This window comes from Gilliamella sp. Choc5-1, from assembly GCF_001690595.1.
Classification (GTDB): domain Bacteria; phylum Pseudomonadota; class Gammaproteobacteria; order Enterobacterales; family Orbaceae; genus Gilliamella; species Gilliamella apicola_M.
Genome location: NZ_LZHH01000009.1, coordinates 1 through 16,274, shown reverse-complemented (window position 1 = coordinate 16,274; position 16,274 = coordinate 1). Strand labels below are relative to the sequence as shown.

14 protein-coding genes and 1 pseudogene are annotated in these 16,274 nt (G+C 33.1%); 10 read left to right on the top strand and 5 right to left on the bottom strand.

Annotated features, from left to right (window positions below; all coding sequences use genetic code 11):
* The 7 genes and pseudogenes from A9G35_RS12770 to hslU all read left to right on the top strand — a co-directional run.
* Window positions 1–540 (top strand): annotated as a pseudogene (locus tag A9G35_RS12770) (transposase); the annotation flags it as partial.
* A gap of 146 nt (window positions 541–686) precedes the next feature.
* A complete protein-coding gene (gene ybgC / locus A9G35_RS00690) occupies window positions 687–1,082 on the top strand; it encodes a tol-pal system-associated acyl-CoA thioesterase (RefSeq protein WP_065635273.1) in 396 nt (131 codons plus the stop codon).
* Window positions 1,079–1,750 carry a protein TolQ gene (gene tolQ, locus A9G35_RS00685; RefSeq protein ID WP_065635272.1) on the top strand — a complete coding sequence of 224 codons (672 nt, stop codon included), beginning with the start codon at window positions 1,079–1,081 and terminating at the stop codon, window positions 1,748–1,750. Before ybgC ends, tolQ begins: the two co-directional genes overlap by 4 nt.
* A 2-nt stretch (window positions 1,751–1,752) precedes the next feature.
* Window positions 1,753–2,175: a colicin uptake protein TolR gene (tolR, locus tag A9G35_RS00680; RefSeq protein WP_065635271.1), complete on the top strand. Its 423-nt coding sequence runs from the start codon at window positions 1,753–1,755 to the stop codon at window positions 2,173–2,175.
* 22 nt (window positions 2,176–2,197) lie between these two features.
* Window positions 2,198–3,313 carry a cell envelope integrity protein TolA gene (gene tolA / locus A9G35_RS00675; protein ID WP_065635270.1) on the top strand — a complete coding sequence of 372 codons (1,116 nt, stop codon included), beginning with the start codon at window positions 2,198–2,200 and terminating at the stop codon, window positions 3,311–3,313.
* A 147-nt stretch (window positions 3,314–3,460) separates the two neighbouring features.
* Window positions 3,461–3,988 carry an ATP-dependent protease subunit HslV gene (gene hslV / locus A9G35_RS00670; RefSeq protein WP_025316169.1) on the top strand — a complete coding sequence of 176 codons (528 nt, stop codon included), beginning with the start codon at window positions 3,461–3,463 and terminating at the stop codon, window positions 3,986–3,988.
* A gap of 25 nt (window positions 3,989–4,013) precedes the next feature.
* Complete coding sequence (gene hslU / locus A9G35_RS00665; protein ID WP_065635269.1) at window positions 4,014–5,339, top strand: HslU--HslV peptidase ATPase subunit; 1,326 nt, start codon at window positions 4,014–4,016, stop codon at window positions 5,337–5,339.
* Between the two features lie 52 nt (window positions 5,340–5,391).
* Here hslU and asmA read toward each other — a convergent pair whose 3' ends face one another.
* The 3 genes from asmA to mltA all read right to left on the bottom strand — a co-directional run bounded on the left by asmA (window position 5,392) and on the right by mltA (window position 9,051).
* A complete protein-coding gene (asmA, locus tag A9G35_RS00660; RefSeq protein WP_065635268.1) occupies window positions 5,392–7,269 on the bottom strand; it encodes an outer membrane assembly protein AsmA in 1,878 nt (625 codons plus the stop codon).
* Window positions 7,270–7,301: 32 nt separating this feature from the next.
* The gene (gene dcd, locus A9G35_RS00655) at window positions 7,302–7,883 is read right to left on the bottom strand and encodes a dCTP deaminase (protein WP_065635267.1); all 582 of its coding nucleotides are present in this window, start codon (window positions 7,881–7,883) and stop codon (window positions 7,302–7,304) included.
* A 70-nt stretch (window positions 7,884–7,953) separates the two neighbouring features.
* Window positions 7,954–9,051, bottom strand: a complete 1,098-nt coding sequence (gene mltA, locus A9G35_RS00650) for a murein transglycosylase A (RefSeq protein WP_081300073.1) — start codon at window positions 9,049–9,051, stop codon at window positions 7,954–7,956.
* A gap of 201 nt (window positions 9,052–9,252) precedes the next feature.
* On the opposite strand from mltA, the gene cycA reads away from it, so the two are divergent.
* Window positions 9,253–10,626: a D-serine/D-alanine/glycine transporter gene (cycA, locus tag A9G35_RS00645; protein WP_065635266.1), complete on the top strand. Its 1,374-nt coding sequence runs from the start codon at window positions 9,253–9,255 to the stop codon at window positions 10,624–10,626.
* A gap of 49 nt (window positions 10,627–10,675) precedes the next feature.
* On the opposite strand, the gene A9G35_RS00640 is transcribed toward cycA, so the two are convergent.
* On the bottom strand, window positions 10,676–11,692 hold the full coding sequence (locus A9G35_RS00640; RefSeq protein WP_065635265.1) for a TerC/Alx family metal homeostasis membrane protein: 1,017 nt from the start codon (window positions 11,690–11,692) through the stop codon (window positions 10,676–10,678).
* 181 nt (window positions 11,693–11,873) lie between these two features.
* Between A9G35_RS00640 and dacB the strand changes: the two genes are divergently transcribed.
* Window positions 11,874–13,310 carry a serine-type D-Ala-D-Ala carboxypeptidase gene (gene dacB, locus A9G35_RS00635; protein ID WP_081300072.1) on the top strand — a complete coding sequence of 479 codons (1,437 nt, stop codon included), beginning with the start codon at window positions 11,874–11,876 and terminating at the stop codon, window positions 13,308–13,310.
* A 73-nt stretch (window positions 13,311–13,383) separates the two neighbouring features.
* Here the strand turns inward: dacB and A9G35_RS00630 are convergent, their stop codons facing one another.
* Window positions 13,384–15,219, bottom strand: coding sequence for an ABC transporter ATP-binding protein (locus tag A9G35_RS00630; protein ID WP_065635264.1), 1,836 nt, complete (start codon window positions 15,217–15,219; stop codon window positions 13,384–13,386).
* A 372-nt stretch (window positions 15,220–15,591) separates the two neighbouring features.
* On the opposite strand from A9G35_RS00630, the gene A9G35_RS00625 reads away from it, so the two are divergent.
* On the top strand, window positions 15,592–15,798 hold the full coding sequence (locus tag A9G35_RS00625) for a transposase (RefSeq protein ID WP_081300071.1): 207 nt from the start codon (window positions 15,592–15,594) through the stop codon (window positions 15,796–15,798).
* The last annotated feature ends 476 nt before the right edge of the window (window positions 15,799–16,274 follow it).

Genomic DNA, 16,274 nt, shown 5'->3' with positions numbered 1-16,274 from the left:
CGTCGTCCCAGTCATGGTGCGAATCCTATCAGAAAAAAGCAGTTTATCTATAATAGTCAAACCGATACTTATACTTGCCCAAACGGGCAATCATTAATATATAAAACTACCAGCAGAGAAGGTTATTGTCATTATCACTGTCCGTTATTGTCACAGTGTACACAGAGTAAAAATAAGTAGAAAGTCATCACACGCCATATCTGGGAAGCAGATAAAGAGAAAGCCAATGAGATTCGTTTAAGTCAGTGGGGTAAAAAAGTCTATGCTCGGCGAAAAGAGACCGTAGAGCGCAGTTTTGCTGATGCTAAACAACACCACGGACATCGCTATGCAAGATTTAGGGGAAGAGCACAGGTTCAAATGCAGTGTTTATTGGCCGCAACGGCTCAAAATATCAAGAAAATAGTGATAAAGCTATTTTTGTTACGTTTTTTTAGGCCATTTTTTAATTTATTTAATAAAATCCAAATTAAAAATCCTGTTTATGGTTTAAATAAAAAAATAAACCCCGAATTATATCGAGGTTTGTCATCAATCTGAGGTGGCTATTTGCCACCTTTTTATTTTTTAGGTATTGTTGTTAATGACAAATGATAATTGTTTTCATTTGTCTTTTTTTATATCATAGTGCAGGGAATTTTATATTCAGATATAATAGCATCAAATTTAATTAGTGCGGTTTGGATATGAAACAATATACATGGAGTGCAAGAGTTTATTATGAAGATACCGATGCAGGTGGTGTAGTTTATCATGCACGTTATCTTGCTTTTTTTGAACGAGCTAGGACTGAAATACTTAGGAAAGTTGGCATAAACCAACAAATGTTATTGCAGGAAGGTGTTGCTTTTGTGGTAAAAAAGATGGATATTAACTACCATTTCCCAGCACGTTTAGATGATATGCTAACAATCACAACTAGCATTGAGCAAGTTCGTAAGGCGTCTATCATTTTTAAGCAGACTATTTTAAATCAAAATAACCAAGTTATTAGTACAGCAGATGTTCTTATAGCTTGTGTAAATATCACTAAAATGAAGCCATGTGGGCTTCCTAAGTTATTAGTTTTGGAGTTTATATGAATATTATTGATCTGTTTTTGCAAGCAGGTTTTTTAGTAAAATGTGTTATGCTGTTACTGCTTATTTTTTCGATTATATCATGGGCTATTATTTTTCAACGAACTAAAATTTTAGGTAAAGCTAAAAAACAAATTGAACAATTTGATAATAGTTTTTGGGTTGCTGATGATTTAAATGTTTTATTTGATAAAGCAAAATTTAATAAAGAAGAAATTAGCGGTACTGAACATATTTTCTATTCAGGCTTTAAAGAGTTTTCACGATTATATCAAATTAACCCAAATATGGCAGAAGCAGCCTTAGATGGGGCATCACGTTCTATGCGTTTATCAATGAATCGTGAGCTTGATAACTTGGAATTGCATATTCCTTTTTTAGGTACTGTAGGCTCTATTAGCCCATATATAGGTTTGTTTGGCACTGTATGGGGGATTATGAATGCATTTATTTCTTTAGGTGAAGCTAAACAAGCTACATTAAAATTAGTTGCCCCAGGTATCGCTGAGGCATTGATTGCAACAGCTATTGGTTTATTTGCCGCTATTCCTGCGATACTTGCTTACAATCGTTTATCATTAAGTGTAAGCCGAATTGAACAAAGCTACCTTAACTTTATTGATGAATTTTCGGCAATTTTACAGCGTCAAGCCGTTGCTGTTAGGAAATAATTATGAGCAGACGTTCATCACGTTTTTCAATTAAATCTGAAATTAATATAGTACCTTTACTTGATGTATTATTAGTATTAGTACTTATTTTTATGGCAACAGCCCCAATCATTAGTCAAAGTGTTGAAGTTGATCTGCCACAAGCTTCTGAGTCTAAAACAGTTTCTCCTTCAGAAAATAAACCAGTTATTATTGAGGTATCTGGTATTGGGATGTATGTACTTATTATCGATCAAGAACGTAAAATTAATTTACCACAAGAACAAATTATCGCCGAAGTTAAACAGCAGATTTCACTTAACGAAAAGACTGTTTTTTTAGTTGGTGGTGCAAAAGATGTCCCTTACGAAGAAATTATAAAAACGTTGAATTTATTACAATCAGCAGGTGTTAAGTCTGTAGGATTAATGACTCAACCAATTTAAACAATATAGCAAGAAATCAGCAATGTCTTATAAGCCAAATTCAAAATTAAGTATAGCTATTATAGTATCCATTATATTACATGTGATTTTAATTGTCATTTTGGGTTACCATGCTATTCATGATGATAATACTAACTATGGTAGCATTAATGGAAATTCTATTGATGCTATTATGGTTGACCCCTCAATCATGACCGAACAATATCAAAGGCAATTAAAAACACAAGTTAGCCAAAAACAAGCTGAACAACAAAGGCAGCAACAATTAGATGAGCAGGCTCGAAAGTTACAAGAGCAACAGCTTACCCAACAACAGCGACTTAAAGAGTTAGAAAAGCAGCGTTTAAAAGTTGAACAACAACAAAAGAAGGAAGAGGAGGCCGCACAAGCTGCACAGCTAGCAAGACAAAAAGAAGAAGCTGCTCGCAAAGCTAAAGAACAGTTAGAACAGCAAAAAAGAGAAGCAGAAAAACAGCGTCTAGAACAACAGCAAGCTGAGTTGGCAAAACAAAAGGCTGAACAAGAAGCTAAATTAAAAGCAGAGAGAGAGTTGTTAAATAAACAACGTGAAGAAACTTTACGTAAGCAAGAAGAACTAGCTAAACAAAAAGCCGAGCAAGAGGCTAAAGTAAAAGCTGAACAAGAACTTATTGAAAAACAAAAAATTGAGAATGAACGTAAACAAGAAGAACTAAATAAACAAAAGGAAGAGCAAGCAAAAAAGCAAGTCGCTGAAAAAGCTGCTGCCGAAAAAGCAAGAAAAGCAGCACAAGCCCAAAAAGATAAAGAACTTGATAACTTGTTAGGTGGGTTGACATCCACTGATCCAAGTCAAGCAGGCGGGGCAGCTAGCCGTAAAGGCGTTTCGGATGGAGAACTTGATAAATATAAGTCCTTAGTCCAAAATGCTATTAGTAATAAATTTATTAACCCTAACAAATTATATAGTGGTCGTAATTGTGTATTAGAAATCCAAATAGCACCTGATGGTCTACTGCTCGACGTCACTGCGAAAGGTGGTGATGAAGCATTATGTCGAGAGGCACTTTCAGCAACTAAACAAGCTGTAATTCCAAAACCTGAAAATGCATTTTATAATCAGGTAAAAACGATGAAAATTGATTTTCAACCTAAATAATTTTTATACGTAAACACGATGTTTTCTGAAGCTTTTTTACAAAAAATTATCAATATCTTCAAATAAAAATATTGAAATTACGTTAATTATCCCAATATATCCTCTATTCATTTCAAATCAAGTTTTAAGTAAAAGAAGGAGCAGAACATGACAACAATTGTCAGCGTCCGTCGTGAGGGGCAAGTCGTTATTGGAGGTGATGGTCAAGTCACGTTAGGTGAACGTATTATTATGAAAGGTAATGCCCGTAAAGTTCGTCGTTTATATAATAACAAAGTGATTGCAGGGTTTGCTGGTGGTACTGCTGATGCTTTTACATTATTTGAGTTATTTGAGCGAAAATTAGAGATGCACCAAGGGCATTTAACTAAAGCAGCTGTTGAATTAGCTAAAGATTGGCGAACAGATAGAATGTTACGTAAACTAGAAGCTTTACTTGCGGTGGCTGACGAAAGTGCATCACTGATTATTACAGGTACTGGTGATGTTATCCAACCAGAAGATGATTTAATTGCTATTGGTTCGGGCGGTCCTTATGCTCAAGCTGCAGCTCGTGCGTTACTAGATAATACCTCACTTTCTGCTCACGATATTGTACAAAAATCGTTATCAATTGCTGGTGATATTTGTGTGTATACCAATAATTTCCAAACTATTGAAGAGCTCAACTATTAATTAATTGAATAAAGAGAATATTATTATGTCTGAAATGACTCCTCGCGAAATTGTAAGCGAATTAAACCAACATATTATTGGGCAAGAAAAAGCGAAACGTTCTGTTGCAATTGCACTACGTAATCGCTGGCGCCGTATGCAATTAGATGAAACATTGCGTCATGAAGTTACGCCAAAAAATATACTTATGATTGGACCAACTGGTGTCGGTAAAACTGAAATTGCAAGGCGTTTAGCAAAATTAGCACATGCACCATTTATTAAAGTAGAAGCAACTAAGTTTACCGAAGTTGGTTATGTAGGTAAAGAAGTTGATTCAATTATTCGAGATTTAACTGACTCAGCAGTAAAAATGATTCGCCAACAAGCAATTGAACGTAATCGTAATCGAGCGGAAGAATTAGCTGAAGATCGTATTTTAGATGTGCTTGTACCTCCTGCTAAAGATGGATGGGGTCAAGTTGAAGATAATAATTCAACAGCAAGACAAGCTTTTCGTAAAAAGTTACGTGAGGGTTCACTTGATGATAAAGAGATTGAGATTGAAGTAGCTAGTGTCAATATTGGTGTAGAAATTATGGCACCTCCTGGTATGGAAGATATGACAAACCAATTACAATCTATGCTTCAAAATTTAGGTGGACAAAAAACTAAACCACGTAAAATGAAGATTAAAGATGCTTTTAAACAACTTATCGAAGAAGAAGCAGCTAAATTGGTTAACCCTGATGATCTTAAACATGAAGCAATTGAAGCAGTTGAACAAAATGGAATTGTTTTTATTGATGAAATTGATAAAGTTTGTAAGCGCGGTAACTCATCAGGTCCTGATGTTTCACGAGAAGGTGTACAGAGAGATCTTTTACCATTGGTTGAGGGGTGCACGGTATCAACTAAGCATGGTTCTGTTAAAACTGACCATATTTTATTTATTGCATCAGGTGCTTTTCAAACGGCAAATCCATCTGATTTAATTCCTGAATTGCAAGGTAGATTACCGATACGAGTTGAACTACAAGCACTAACTAGTGAAGACTTTGAACGTATTTTAACTGAACCAAATGCTTCACTTACTGTTCAATATAAAGCACTAATGGCAACAGAAGGTGTCAACATTGATTTTACTCCTGATGGTATTCGAAAAATAGCGGAATCAGCGTGGCAAGTCAATGAACAAAATGAAAATATTGGTGCTCGCCGATTGCATACTGTATTGGAACGTTTGATGGAAGAGATCTCATTTGAAGCTAGTGAACTTAATGGTCAAACGGTCATAATTGATGCTCAATATGTAAGTGATCATTTAGATAAACTTGTTGCTGATGAAGATCTAAGCAAGTTTATTTTATAATTTAGTTTAGATTTTTGATATAAAAAGGTGAGTCAAACTCACCTTTTTATTGCTATTTTCTTAGCAACCCACCTAAGATATCGGCTGCTTTTGATTTAGATTTTGAATGATCTTTCGAATTATGATTGTCTAATTTGTCACGGAGTTTTTCTAAACGTTCTTGTAATTTATCGCTTATAACATCGGTAAGTAATTTACCTATATCAATTTGGTAATGAAGTTTAGTGAATTGACCATAAATACGTAGTGGTATTGTCAACTTTTGTAGTTTTGCAATCGTTTCATTTTTAGAGTTCCAACCACCTAACATTTTTAAGTTCAAATTAATATCCAAATCTTGTTTTAAGATTCCAACTTGTCCTGAACCATTAATAACATCAAGTGTTTCAGAATTAGCATTTAATTTTGAAAACTCCAAGTTACCTTGCTTCACATAGCCATTGGCAATAATTTTATGAAATTCGGTATATTTTTTTTGATTTTCCGGCGTTACGACTTCTTTAGAATATTTAGCTACTGCATTTTGGATAATACTTTGAATATTTAAATTATTGAGCCTCGCATTAGTCACAACAATAGCCAAATTACCTTGCAGGTTAGTTAACAAGTTAGAGCCAGACAAGCTATTAGTTTCAAAATCACCAGTAGCGTTAAATAAACCTTCAAGATCATGTGCTGTATCTATTTGGTTAAAAAATGAATTCAAATCGATATTAATTATTTTAGTATTAAGCTTCATTAGAGTATTTTTTTGTTTGCCATTTGCTAAACCCGTTGCAACTATACGACCTTTGGCAAAATCAAAACTAATATTTTTAAATATTGCAATACCGTCATTATTAGTAATATCAACATCAATATTATTTAATTTTATTTTGTTAGCATTGAACTGTTTAATACTTAACTTAGCTTTAGCATCAAAAATATTTAAAAAGCTTAATTCATTATTGGTTTTTGTGATATTTGATACCACCGGTGATGTTTGTTGAGTTGGTACCTTTTCATTTGATTTTTCATCTATTTTAACAAGTGAAGAAAGATCAATTTTATCAGAATTTAACTGTAAATCTATATATGGTTTACTTGCTAAATCAGCATTGATATGACCAGTAAAATAATTTTCATTAACTGAAAAAGTTAAATTTTGGCTTTTTAACGACTTTTGAGTCTGTTGATAGTTAAATACACCATTTATATTGCCTTTAACTTCTTTGGCCGAGTTAGCAATGCCTTTATATGTGAAATCAAACTTTTTTAAGTCAATTATTGCTTGTTCCGGAAATTGATTTAGATCGATATAAGCACGTGCTATATATGATAAATTTTGTTGATTTTTATCTATATTACCACTTAAATCAATAGAAATATTTTTACTATTATTTTGTTCTATCACTAGATTAATATTTCTAAAGTTAATTAGATCATTTTTATGTTTGAATACCACTGTACTATCAGCAACTTCAAATTTATTCAAACTAAATTGCCAATTAGATAAACTTTTTGAATCTTTCGAATTAGTTGATTCATTAGTAGAATTAGATGGTGTTTTAGATCCATTTTTTGTAATAGTTCCTTTACTTTCATCAGTAATATTGATGGTTGCTGATCTTATAAATATATTTTTAACTGATAATTTTTTTGAGAAAAGAGGCAATAACTCAACATCAAGTCTCATATTATCTGCTGTTAAAATAGGTTTAGCTGCATCAGTCTCAGATAGTTTTACTGAATCGGTTAAAATACTCACTTGCGGCCATATATGCCAACGTAAATTTCCATCGATGGATAATTCATATCCTGTTTTATCTTTAACTGTATCAGAAATAAACCCACGAAAGTTGTTGGGATCAACAAAAACAATCAATGAAACAATACTAATTGTTATGACTAGAATTAAGGCAAGTAGAATAACCAATATTTTTTTGATCATATTAATGTTCCTTCGTTATGGTTATCAATTATTCAGTCTTTATCAATACGACTGGCAACAGCACCATGCTGGTCTTTATATTTTGCATCTAACCTCCGATTGTATGGTCTTGCCGCAGTACCACTTAGCGTTTCAAAACTGAGCGCACCAATTGTCATTCCAGGCCTAAGTGCTAATGGAATTTTTCCTGAATTATAAAATTCTAATACAATTTGTCCTTGCCAGCCAGGGTCGATACGATGAGCTGTAACGTGAACCATTAGACCTAATCTAGCAAGTGATGAACGACCATCTAACCAGCCAACTAAATCATCAGGAATAGTGACTGATTCTAAGGTTACAGCTAATGCTAATTCGCCAGGATGAAGGTAAAAGGCGTCACCTTCAGGTAATACTATTTCTTCACTCATCACTCGTTCCAAGACTGCAGATACTTCTTCTTTTGGACCACTTAAATCTATATAAGGTGTAGTATGTTCTCGAAAAGTACGAAATTGATTACCTAATCTAACATCAACAGTCGCACCATTAATACAGCTTGCTGCAGGCTGTGGTGTTATTTTTAATTTACCATTTTTTAAATATGCTTCGATATCTCTGTCACATAATCTCATGAGTTATCCTTAATTCAGCTTGTATTACTTTATTCTAACAGGTTCTTTTGATGGCGTCGACGTTAGTAGTTTAAGGCTGTAGTACCCATGCGCGTCCATAATGGTTATAGTATCCGGCTAATTTTCCTGCTTTATCTCCTATTCCTAGATAAAGGTCAAAATGTTGACCTTTTATAGCACCACCAACATCAAGTGCAACCATAAGTCGAGTTTCTCGTCTGCCTCGATATTGCCCATCGTCTTCAAGAAGCGGCACATCAACTAATACTACAGATCCTATAGGAATTATAGACTTATCTGAAGCAACCGATGCGTTCGCCACTAAAGGTACTTCAGCAGCACCTATGACCTCGGCATTATATTGTGGTTTGAAAAAAACAAATGAACGGTTTTGAATTAATAAAGATTTAAGTTGTTCTTCTTTTTGATTTTCTGCCCAATCTTTAATTGATTGTATAGACATATTTTCTTTTGTTATTTCACCTTGCTCAGCTAATAATCTTCCTATACTTGAATAACTATGATTATTTTTACCTCCATAGCAAAAAAAGACTAAAGGTGAACCATCTTCAAAATCAATATAAGCACTACCTTGCACTTCCATAATAAAGTTATCCATTAAAGAGTTACTATAAGCGATTTCAAGATCCTTTCCTGCTAATGCACCATTATAAATTTGCTCACGATTGGGTAATTGCTCTCCACTACTAGTGGGCATTTTGTAGATAGGATATTTAAATTCTGCTGTTGGTTGATGTCTTGCTTTGATTATTGGCGTGTAATAACCCGTTAAATGTACATTACCGTATCCATCTTGTCCAACCATTTCATAACTATTAAGTCCAACTTTATAAAATTCATCAGTTTTTAAAGAACGATTAATCCATTCATTTATAGCTTTATATATATGTTCATTTTTACGATACAAAGCAGGAGATGACGATTTAATTTTTTCAACTTGAATAATATAGTCTGATATATTGATGGGAGTATTTAATCGAGGATAATTTATATTAAGTGGTAAAGATAATTGCCCATCTTTATATTGTTGGCCTTGATTAGTTGGTTTATTTGAATTTTTTAGAATAGTTATTAAAAAAAATAAAATAAATAAAGCACATAAAATACATAAAAAATAAAAACAATAATAACGAATGTTTTGTTTCATCTGGGTAAATAATTATAATAAGTTAAAGAATATAGCTATTTATGCTACACAATTCTATTATAAGAAACTACCAATAAATATAATATAGTTATAAAAATTTTTCATAACAATTAGGCTTGCGATTTTATTCTATAGACTTTATAGTCCTAAATTCTTATTTAGAAAATTGAAAATTTGTGAATATAAAAGGAAATAATAGCGATGAGCATTACATCCTCAAAGCATGATCTAAAGAGAAACCTTTCTAACCGTCATATTCAATTAATCGCAATTAGTGGAGCAATTGGTACTGGCTTATTTATGGGGTCAGGAAAGACTATTAGCCTTGCCGGACCTTCTATTATTTTTGTCTATATGATTATTGGTTTTATCCTTTTTTTTGTTATGCGTGCAATGGGGGAAATTCTTCTTTCTAATTTGAAGTATAAGTCGTTTAGTGATTTTGCCAATGAGCTTTTAGGTCCTTGGGCTGGATTTTTTACAGGTTGGACTTATTGGTTTTGCTGGGTTGTTACAGGGATCGCCGACGTTGTTGCAATTGCTGGATATGCACAACATTGGTTTCCCGAGTTACAATCCTGGATACCAATGTTGTTGACAGTTGTTTTATTATTAACTTTAAACTTATTAACAGTAAAAATGTTTGGTGAGACAGAGTTTTGGTTTTCAATGATTAAGATTGTTGCAATTTTAGCGCTCATTGGTATTGGACTAGTACTGATTTTAACTGCGTTTCATTCCGAGCAAACAAATACCACCGCTGCATTCTCTAATCTATGGGAATATGGTGGGTTTTTCCCTCATGGTACTATGGGTTTTTTTGCAGGATTCCAGATTGCTATTTTTGCTTTTGTGGGAATTGAATTAGTTGGTACAACGGCAGCTGAAACCGTTGACCCAAGTAAAAACTTGCCTCGTGCTATTAATTCAGTACCTGCACGAATTATCTTTTTTTATGTTTTTGCTTTAATCATTATTATGAGTGTAACACCGTGGGGATTTATTTCGCCAAATAAAAGTCCTTTTGTTGAGTTATTTACCTTAATTGGTCTGCCTGCTGCAGCAAGCATCATTAATTTTGTCGTACTAACATCTGCAGCATCTTCAGCTAATAGTGGTATCTACTCAACAAGTAGAATGTTATTTGGACTAGCTAAAAAACAAGATGCTCCAGAACCCTTTGGTAAGTTATCAAGCCGTTCGGTGCCAGCAAATGGTTTATTATTTTCGTGTAGTTGTTTATTTGGCGGCGTTGTATTGATTTACTTAGTACCTAATGTAATGGAAGCTTTTACCATAGTCACTACAATTTCAGCTATTTTATTTATGTTCATTTGGTCGATGATTCTTATTTCTTATATTGCTTATCGTCGTAAAAAAGATAATTTGCATCAGCAATCTCAATTTAAAATGCCAGGTGGAATTTTGATGAGTTATGTTTGTTTAGTTTTTTTTGCTTTTATGATTGTGTTACTTAGTTTTGAGGCTGATACTCGTCAAGCGTTAGTGGCTACACCTATTTGGTTTATTATTTTAGGGATCAGTTATTATATTCGCTTTTTAAAACGTACTTAACTCTAATAAATGGCAGGGGGACCTGCCTATGATTTATATAACATTAATTTTAATCTTTTTCTGGCCAAATAATACTGGCAATGACACCTAAAGCAAGTATACCTAAAATGATATAAAGACTTGTAGTTGCATCTATATCAATACCATACCCAAATAGGTGATTACTTGCATTTAAAGCTAATTTTCCTGCAATAAAAAAAAGTAAACAGGTAACCGCTTTACCAATGTGAACTAAATATTGCTTCATTGCTTGTAAAATAAAATACATTGTTCTAAGGCCTAAAATGGCAAAAATCATGGCACTATAAACGATTAACGGTTCTTGACTAACAGCGATCACAGCAGGAACTGAATCAAATGCAAACATGACATCACTAAGTTCAATTACAACAATACATAAAAATAGTGGTGTAGCATAAAAAAAACTTTTAGGTATTTTACCAACTAAATTACTATTTTCAGGTTTTGTAAGTTCTGCATCAAGTTGCTTTTGTGATAATAAAAAACGATGGCCAACAATTTTTGGATAAGATGGAAAAATACGTTTGGCGATGCGGAAAGCAAAGTGATTTGAGTAATCTTTTATATTTTGTTCATTGTCTTGATTTCTCAACATCATTACTCCTGTGCAAGCAACCAAAATTGAAAACACAAATTCCATCCAAGGACCTAAATATAGCAGTCCTGTACCAAGGATAACAAATATGGCACGAAATATAATAGCACCAATAACTCCCCAATAAAGTAATCGATGACGATAATTATTTGGTACTGAAAACCATGAAAAAATAGCCATAATTACAAACAAATTATCGACTGATAAAGCTTTCTCAAGAACGTAACCAGTAATAAATAAACTAGCCACCTCTCGGCCATGATGGATGTATAAAAATAGAGCAAATGCTAATGCAACTATTACCCAAAATACTGACCAGATAATAGCATTGTTTAAACTGATAGATTTATCGCTATGATGGGCGTATAAATCAATAATAATTGCAGCCAAGGCTAGTCCAATAAATACCAACATCGTTTCTATTGGAAAACCTAATGAATGTTGAATCATAATTATATTACCTAGTTTCAAAAGTTATATGGGGTTAATTTTGCTTTTTGTTATGTTGCATTTTTCAATCGTACATAATTATAAAAGTGCTTGAGTATATATTGCTAGCTAAATCAAAAAAAGTTATATTTGCAACTCATATTTAACTGTTTTTATTTAATAACATTTTGAGCCAATATTCATGATAAAATTCAAGGTAATTATTTTTTTCCTTTTCTCTTTTTTTTCTGGATTATTAAATGCACAATCAGTAGAACCTTATCTATCTTCTTTACCTAAAGGAAGTGATTTATCAATTTTGGTTCAATCGGTGGGGACTAAACCTAAGACAATAGCAAAATATAAAAGTGATCAATTTAAACAACCAGCAAGTACTCAAAAGCTCATAACTGCTTTAGCCGCTCAACTTGAGCTAGGCAGTGATTTTCGATTTATAACTCGTATACAAACCAATGGTTCAATAAGTAAAAAGCAGTTAAATGGTGATCTAATTATTCAATTAAGTGGTGATCCAACGTTTACTCGAGCTCAATTAAAAAATATGATTGCTACTTTACGTCAGAAAGGTATTGAAAAAATTGTAGGAAATATAATTTTAGATACTTCAATTTTTACAAGCCATGACAAAGCTCAAGGGTGGTCATGGAATAATTTAACAGCTTGTTATAATGCCTCTCCATCGGCAGCAATTATTGATGATAACTGTTTTTATGCAACAGTGACACCAGGTAAAGTAGGCGAAAAAGCCTCTATTTCTGGACCGACTAATATTCCAGTTGTAGTTATAGGTAGTGTAAAAACTATTGCAAAAAATAGCAAAGATATCAATGATAGGTATTGTGAATTAGATGTTACTTATTCATATAAAAATCGATATTATCTATCAGGCTGTATTGACGCAGGTTCAGATAAAATACCATTAAAATTTGCGGTGGTTGATGGTGTTGAGTATTTTTCTACTATTTTAAAAAATGAACTTAAATTACAAAAGATAACTTACACAGGATCGAGCATTGAAATCAATCAAAGGACTAACTCAAAGTTAACTTTATTAGCATCTAATCAATCAGCGCCACTTTCTGATTTATTAACTGTAATGCTCAAAAAATCAAAGAATCTGTATGCCGATGTTATTTTTAGAACTTTAGGTGCACATTATTATAATGTCCAAGGTACATGGCGTAATGGTGGTGATGCCGTTAAACAAATTTTACGCAAAAAAGCAGGTATTGATCTTGAAAACTTAGTGATTGCTGATGGTTCTGGTTTATCTCGATTAAACTTGGTAAGTGCAGACAAATTAATGGAAGTTTTACAATATATTGCAGCCCATGATGAACAATTAAGAATTATTGAGAAACTACCAATTGCTGGGGTTGATGGAACTTTACAAAATCGCAAGAGTTTTAACCAAGCACCTTTTAAGGATTCGATACGTGCTAAAACTGGTTATATTCAAGGATGCTATAATTTAGCTGGATTTATACAAAAATCTGATGGTAAATATATGGCTTTTGTGCAGTTATTATCAGGTTACCATGCGGATAATCAAAGCGGTTCTAAAAATAGTGCAATTATGCGCTTTGAATCAGAGTTTTATAAAAAATTTATTAACTGATTGGTGAAAGGACACATAGTTGTTATATGAAAATAACAATGTGTCCTAATTTATTTGTTAGTAAAGTATAAAATCAAATACTCTGCCCTAAGAACCCACCGCTTTGATGTTTCCAAAGTTGTGCGTATAATCCATTTTTCTTAAGCAATTCTTGGTGAGTTCCTTGTTCAATAATTTTACCTTGATCGAGTACAACTAATCTGTCCATTGCCGCAATGGTTGATAAACGGTGAGCAATAGCGATCACCGTTTTCCCTTCCATTAATGTGTATAGGCTTTCTTGAATTGCTTGTTCAATTTCAGAATCTAGCGCACTTGTTGCTTCATCTAATAATAAAATAGGCGCATTTTTAAGAATGACGCGTGCAATGGCAATTCGTTGTCTTTGGCCACCCGATAATTTTATCCCTCGTTCACCAACAAATGCGTCATACCCAACTCTACCATTTGCGTCAACTAATGCTTGAATAAAGTTATCAGCGTGTGCTTTTTGGGCCGCGATAATCATTTGGTCTTCAGTCGCTTGATTGTTACCATAGAGCAAGTTTTCTCGAACTGTTCGATGTAGTAATGACGTATCTTGTGTAACCATACCAATTTGAGATCGTAGGCTTTCTTGTGTGACAGTTGTAATATCTTGTCCATCAATTATAATTTTGCCACTTTGTAAATCATAAAAACGGAGTAACAAATTGATAAGTGATGATTTTCCTGCTCCTGAACGACCAACTAAACCAATTTTTTCACCTGGTTTTATCGTTAGATCTAAATTTTTAATTATTGAACTTTGTTTTTTTTCATCATAGCTGAAATTAATATGTTTAAACTCGATTTTTCCTTCAGTTACATTAAGTTTAGAAGCGTTAGGCTGATCGACAACACTTTTAGTTATAGAAAAAGTATTAATACCATCTTTCACAACACCAATATTTTCAAATAGGGCTGTCATTTCCCACATGATCCAGTGTGAAAAACCATTTAATCGAAGCGCTACAGCTGTTGTTGTTGCAATTGCTCCAACACCAATTAATTGATTTGTCCATAGCCATAAGGCAACGCCTGTTGTGCTTAATACTAACAAAACAGATAATAAATGATTAACAATTTCAAAACTACTGACTAAGCGCATTTGCTTATTAACAGTAACTAAAAACTCATCCATTGATTCTTGAGCATATTTTGCCTCATTACCAGAGTGAGAAAATAGTTTGACTGTCATAATATTGGTATAGGCATCTGTTACACGCCCTGTCATCGTAGAACGAGCATTAGCTTGCATACTAGCGACTTTACTTAAGCGGGGAATAAAATAATACGTGGATATACCATAGATTAGACACCAAGATACAAATGGTATTAATAACCAAATATTTAACTGCCCGATAATAGTTGCCATAGTAATAAACGAAATCAAAACATAGATAAAAATATCTGTCACTAAAAAGCAAGTATCACGAACCGCAAGTGCTGTTTGCATGACTTTTGCTGATATTCTTCCTGCAAATTCGTCTTGAAAAAAACGCATACTTTGATTTAGCACTAATCGATGTAGGTTCCAGCGCATTCGCATTGGAAAATTTCCAGCAAGGCATTGATGTTTAATAATGGTTTGTAGTCCAATAATAATGGTGCTTGCTAAAGTGATTAAGGCTAACAGCATTAATGTTGTTTTTTCTTGTTGCCAAAATTTGTTAGGCTCAACAGCAGCAAGCCAATCAATAACTTTACCTAGAGCCGCATATAAAAAAGCTTCAAAAGCTCCAGCTAATGCACTAAAAATAATTAATAATAGTAAAAATAATCGAGTTCCTTTAGTTGATTGCCAAATGAAACTAAAAAAATTTTTAGCCATAGGTTTAGGTTCATCTTTTGGATAAGATGACACCAATTTTTCAAAAAATTGATACATATCAGGCCTAATTGATAATAAAAATTTTAACAGTGATATTGTCAATAATATAGAAAAATACAGGGGTAGCAAATAGATGTAAATACATTTTCATTAAAGTTTTATGTAATATCTTAAATAAAAAGTGAAAATTATATAATTGTGAATACAGATATTAAAAATAATAAATAATTTATGAGCAAATAAATTTTAAATATTTCCTCAAATTTATATTATGTGTAGCAATTGCTCGTGTTATTTACAAAAATTTGAAAAATAACTGTCACTAATTTGGCCAAGCAAGTTATGGTTTCCCGACTGGATCGGCTACACTAATTCATACAACTTTTTTAAGGGGTAAGGTAAACTTATCACAACTAAAAAAGAAAAAATATGAATAAGATCAAACGCAAAAGACGAACATTCACAGATGATTTTAAACAGCAAATGGTCAGTCTTTATCAACATGGTAAATCACGTAGTGAAATCGTTGCAGGATATGATTTGACACCATCAGCATTGGACCGTTGGATAACGCAAGCAAGCCAAAGCAGCTCATTTAAAACAAAAATAATCGCAGTCCACAAGAACAAGCGTTAATCGCGTTGCGCAAAGAGCTTAAACAACTCCGTATGGAAAACGATATTCTAAAGCAAGCAGCACTGATAATAGGGCGAAAATCGCTATCCTAAAAGCAAATCGACATCGTTATAGCATAACAAAGCTATGTCAATATTTAGGATTATCAAGACATTACGCTTATTATCAGTGTAAATTGAATAGACAAAATCAGTAGGGCCATTATTGGTTTATTTTGTCGGTTATTTTGTAAAAAATATTCAGGAGTCTATACCGTTTTAAATCCATAACACAGGTTACCACGTTTAATTTGGCGTTTTGAACTGAACGACTTGGCTCTGGCATTGACACTAAAATTTAGTTTTTAATCTTTAAGTTATAAAAAGCTAGCCAAGCAATAAAAAGCGGCAGCCTCACATTAAGTGGGGGCGATTTATTGGTTTATTTTGCCAGTTATTTTGTAAAAAATATTCAGGAGTCTATACCGTTTTAAATTC

What these genes read in the sequence shown, in the direction of transcription:
- dacB (WP_081300072.1), top strand. Translation starts at nt 11,874, where the DNA reads ATGATAAAATTCAAGGTAATTATTTTTTTCCTTTTCTCTTTTTTTTCT.
- hslU (WP_065635269.1), top strand. Translation starts at nt 4,014, where the DNA reads ATGTCTGAAATGACTCCTCGCGAAATTGTAAGCGAATTAAACCAACAT.
- A9G35_RS00630 (WP_065635264.1), bottom strand. Translation starts at nt 15,219, where the DNA reads ATGTATCAATTTTTTGAAAAATTGGTGTCATCTTATCCAAAAGATGAA.
- dcd (WP_065635267.1), bottom strand. Translation starts at nt 7,883, where the DNA reads ATGAGATTATGTGACAGAGATATCGAAGCATATTTAAAAAATGGTAAA.
- tolR (WP_065635271.1), top strand. Translation starts at nt 1,753, where the DNA reads ATGAGCAGACGTTCATCACGTTTTTCAATTAAATCTGAAATTAATATA.
- mltA (WP_081300073.1), bottom strand. Translation starts at nt 9,051, where the DNA reads ATGAAACAAAACATTCGTTATTATTGTTTTTATTTTTTATGTATTTTA.
- hslV (WP_025316169.1), top strand. Translation starts at nt 3,461, where the DNA reads ATGACAACAATTGTCAGCGTCCGTCGTGAGGGGCAAGTCGTTATTGGA.
- cycA (WP_065635266.1), top strand. Translation starts at nt 9,253, where the DNA reads ATGAGCATTACATCCTCAAAGCATGATCTAAAGAGAAACCTTTCTAAC.
- ybgC (WP_065635273.1), top strand. Translation starts at nt 687, where the DNA reads ATGAAACAATATACATGGAGTGCAAGAGTTTATTATGAAGATACCGAT.
- A9G35_RS00625 (WP_081300071.1), top strand. Translation starts at nt 15,592, where the DNA reads ATGAATAAGATCAAACGCAAAAGACGAACATTCACAGATGATTTTAAA.
- tolA (WP_065635270.1), top strand. Translation starts at nt 2,198, where the DNA reads ATGTCTTATAAGCCAAATTCAAAATTAAGTATAGCTATTATAGTATCC.
- A9G35_RS00640 (WP_065635265.1), bottom strand. Translation starts at nt 11,692, where the DNA reads ATGATTCAACATTCATTAGGTTTTCCAATAGAAACGATGTTGGTATTT.
- tolQ (WP_065635272.1), top strand. Translation starts at nt 1,079, where the DNA reads ATGAATATTATTGATCTGTTTTTGCAAGCAGGTTTTTTAGTAAAATGT.
- asmA (WP_065635268.1), bottom strand. Translation starts at nt 7,269, where the DNA reads ATGATCAAAAAAATATTGGTTATTCTACTTGCCTTAATTCTAGTCATA.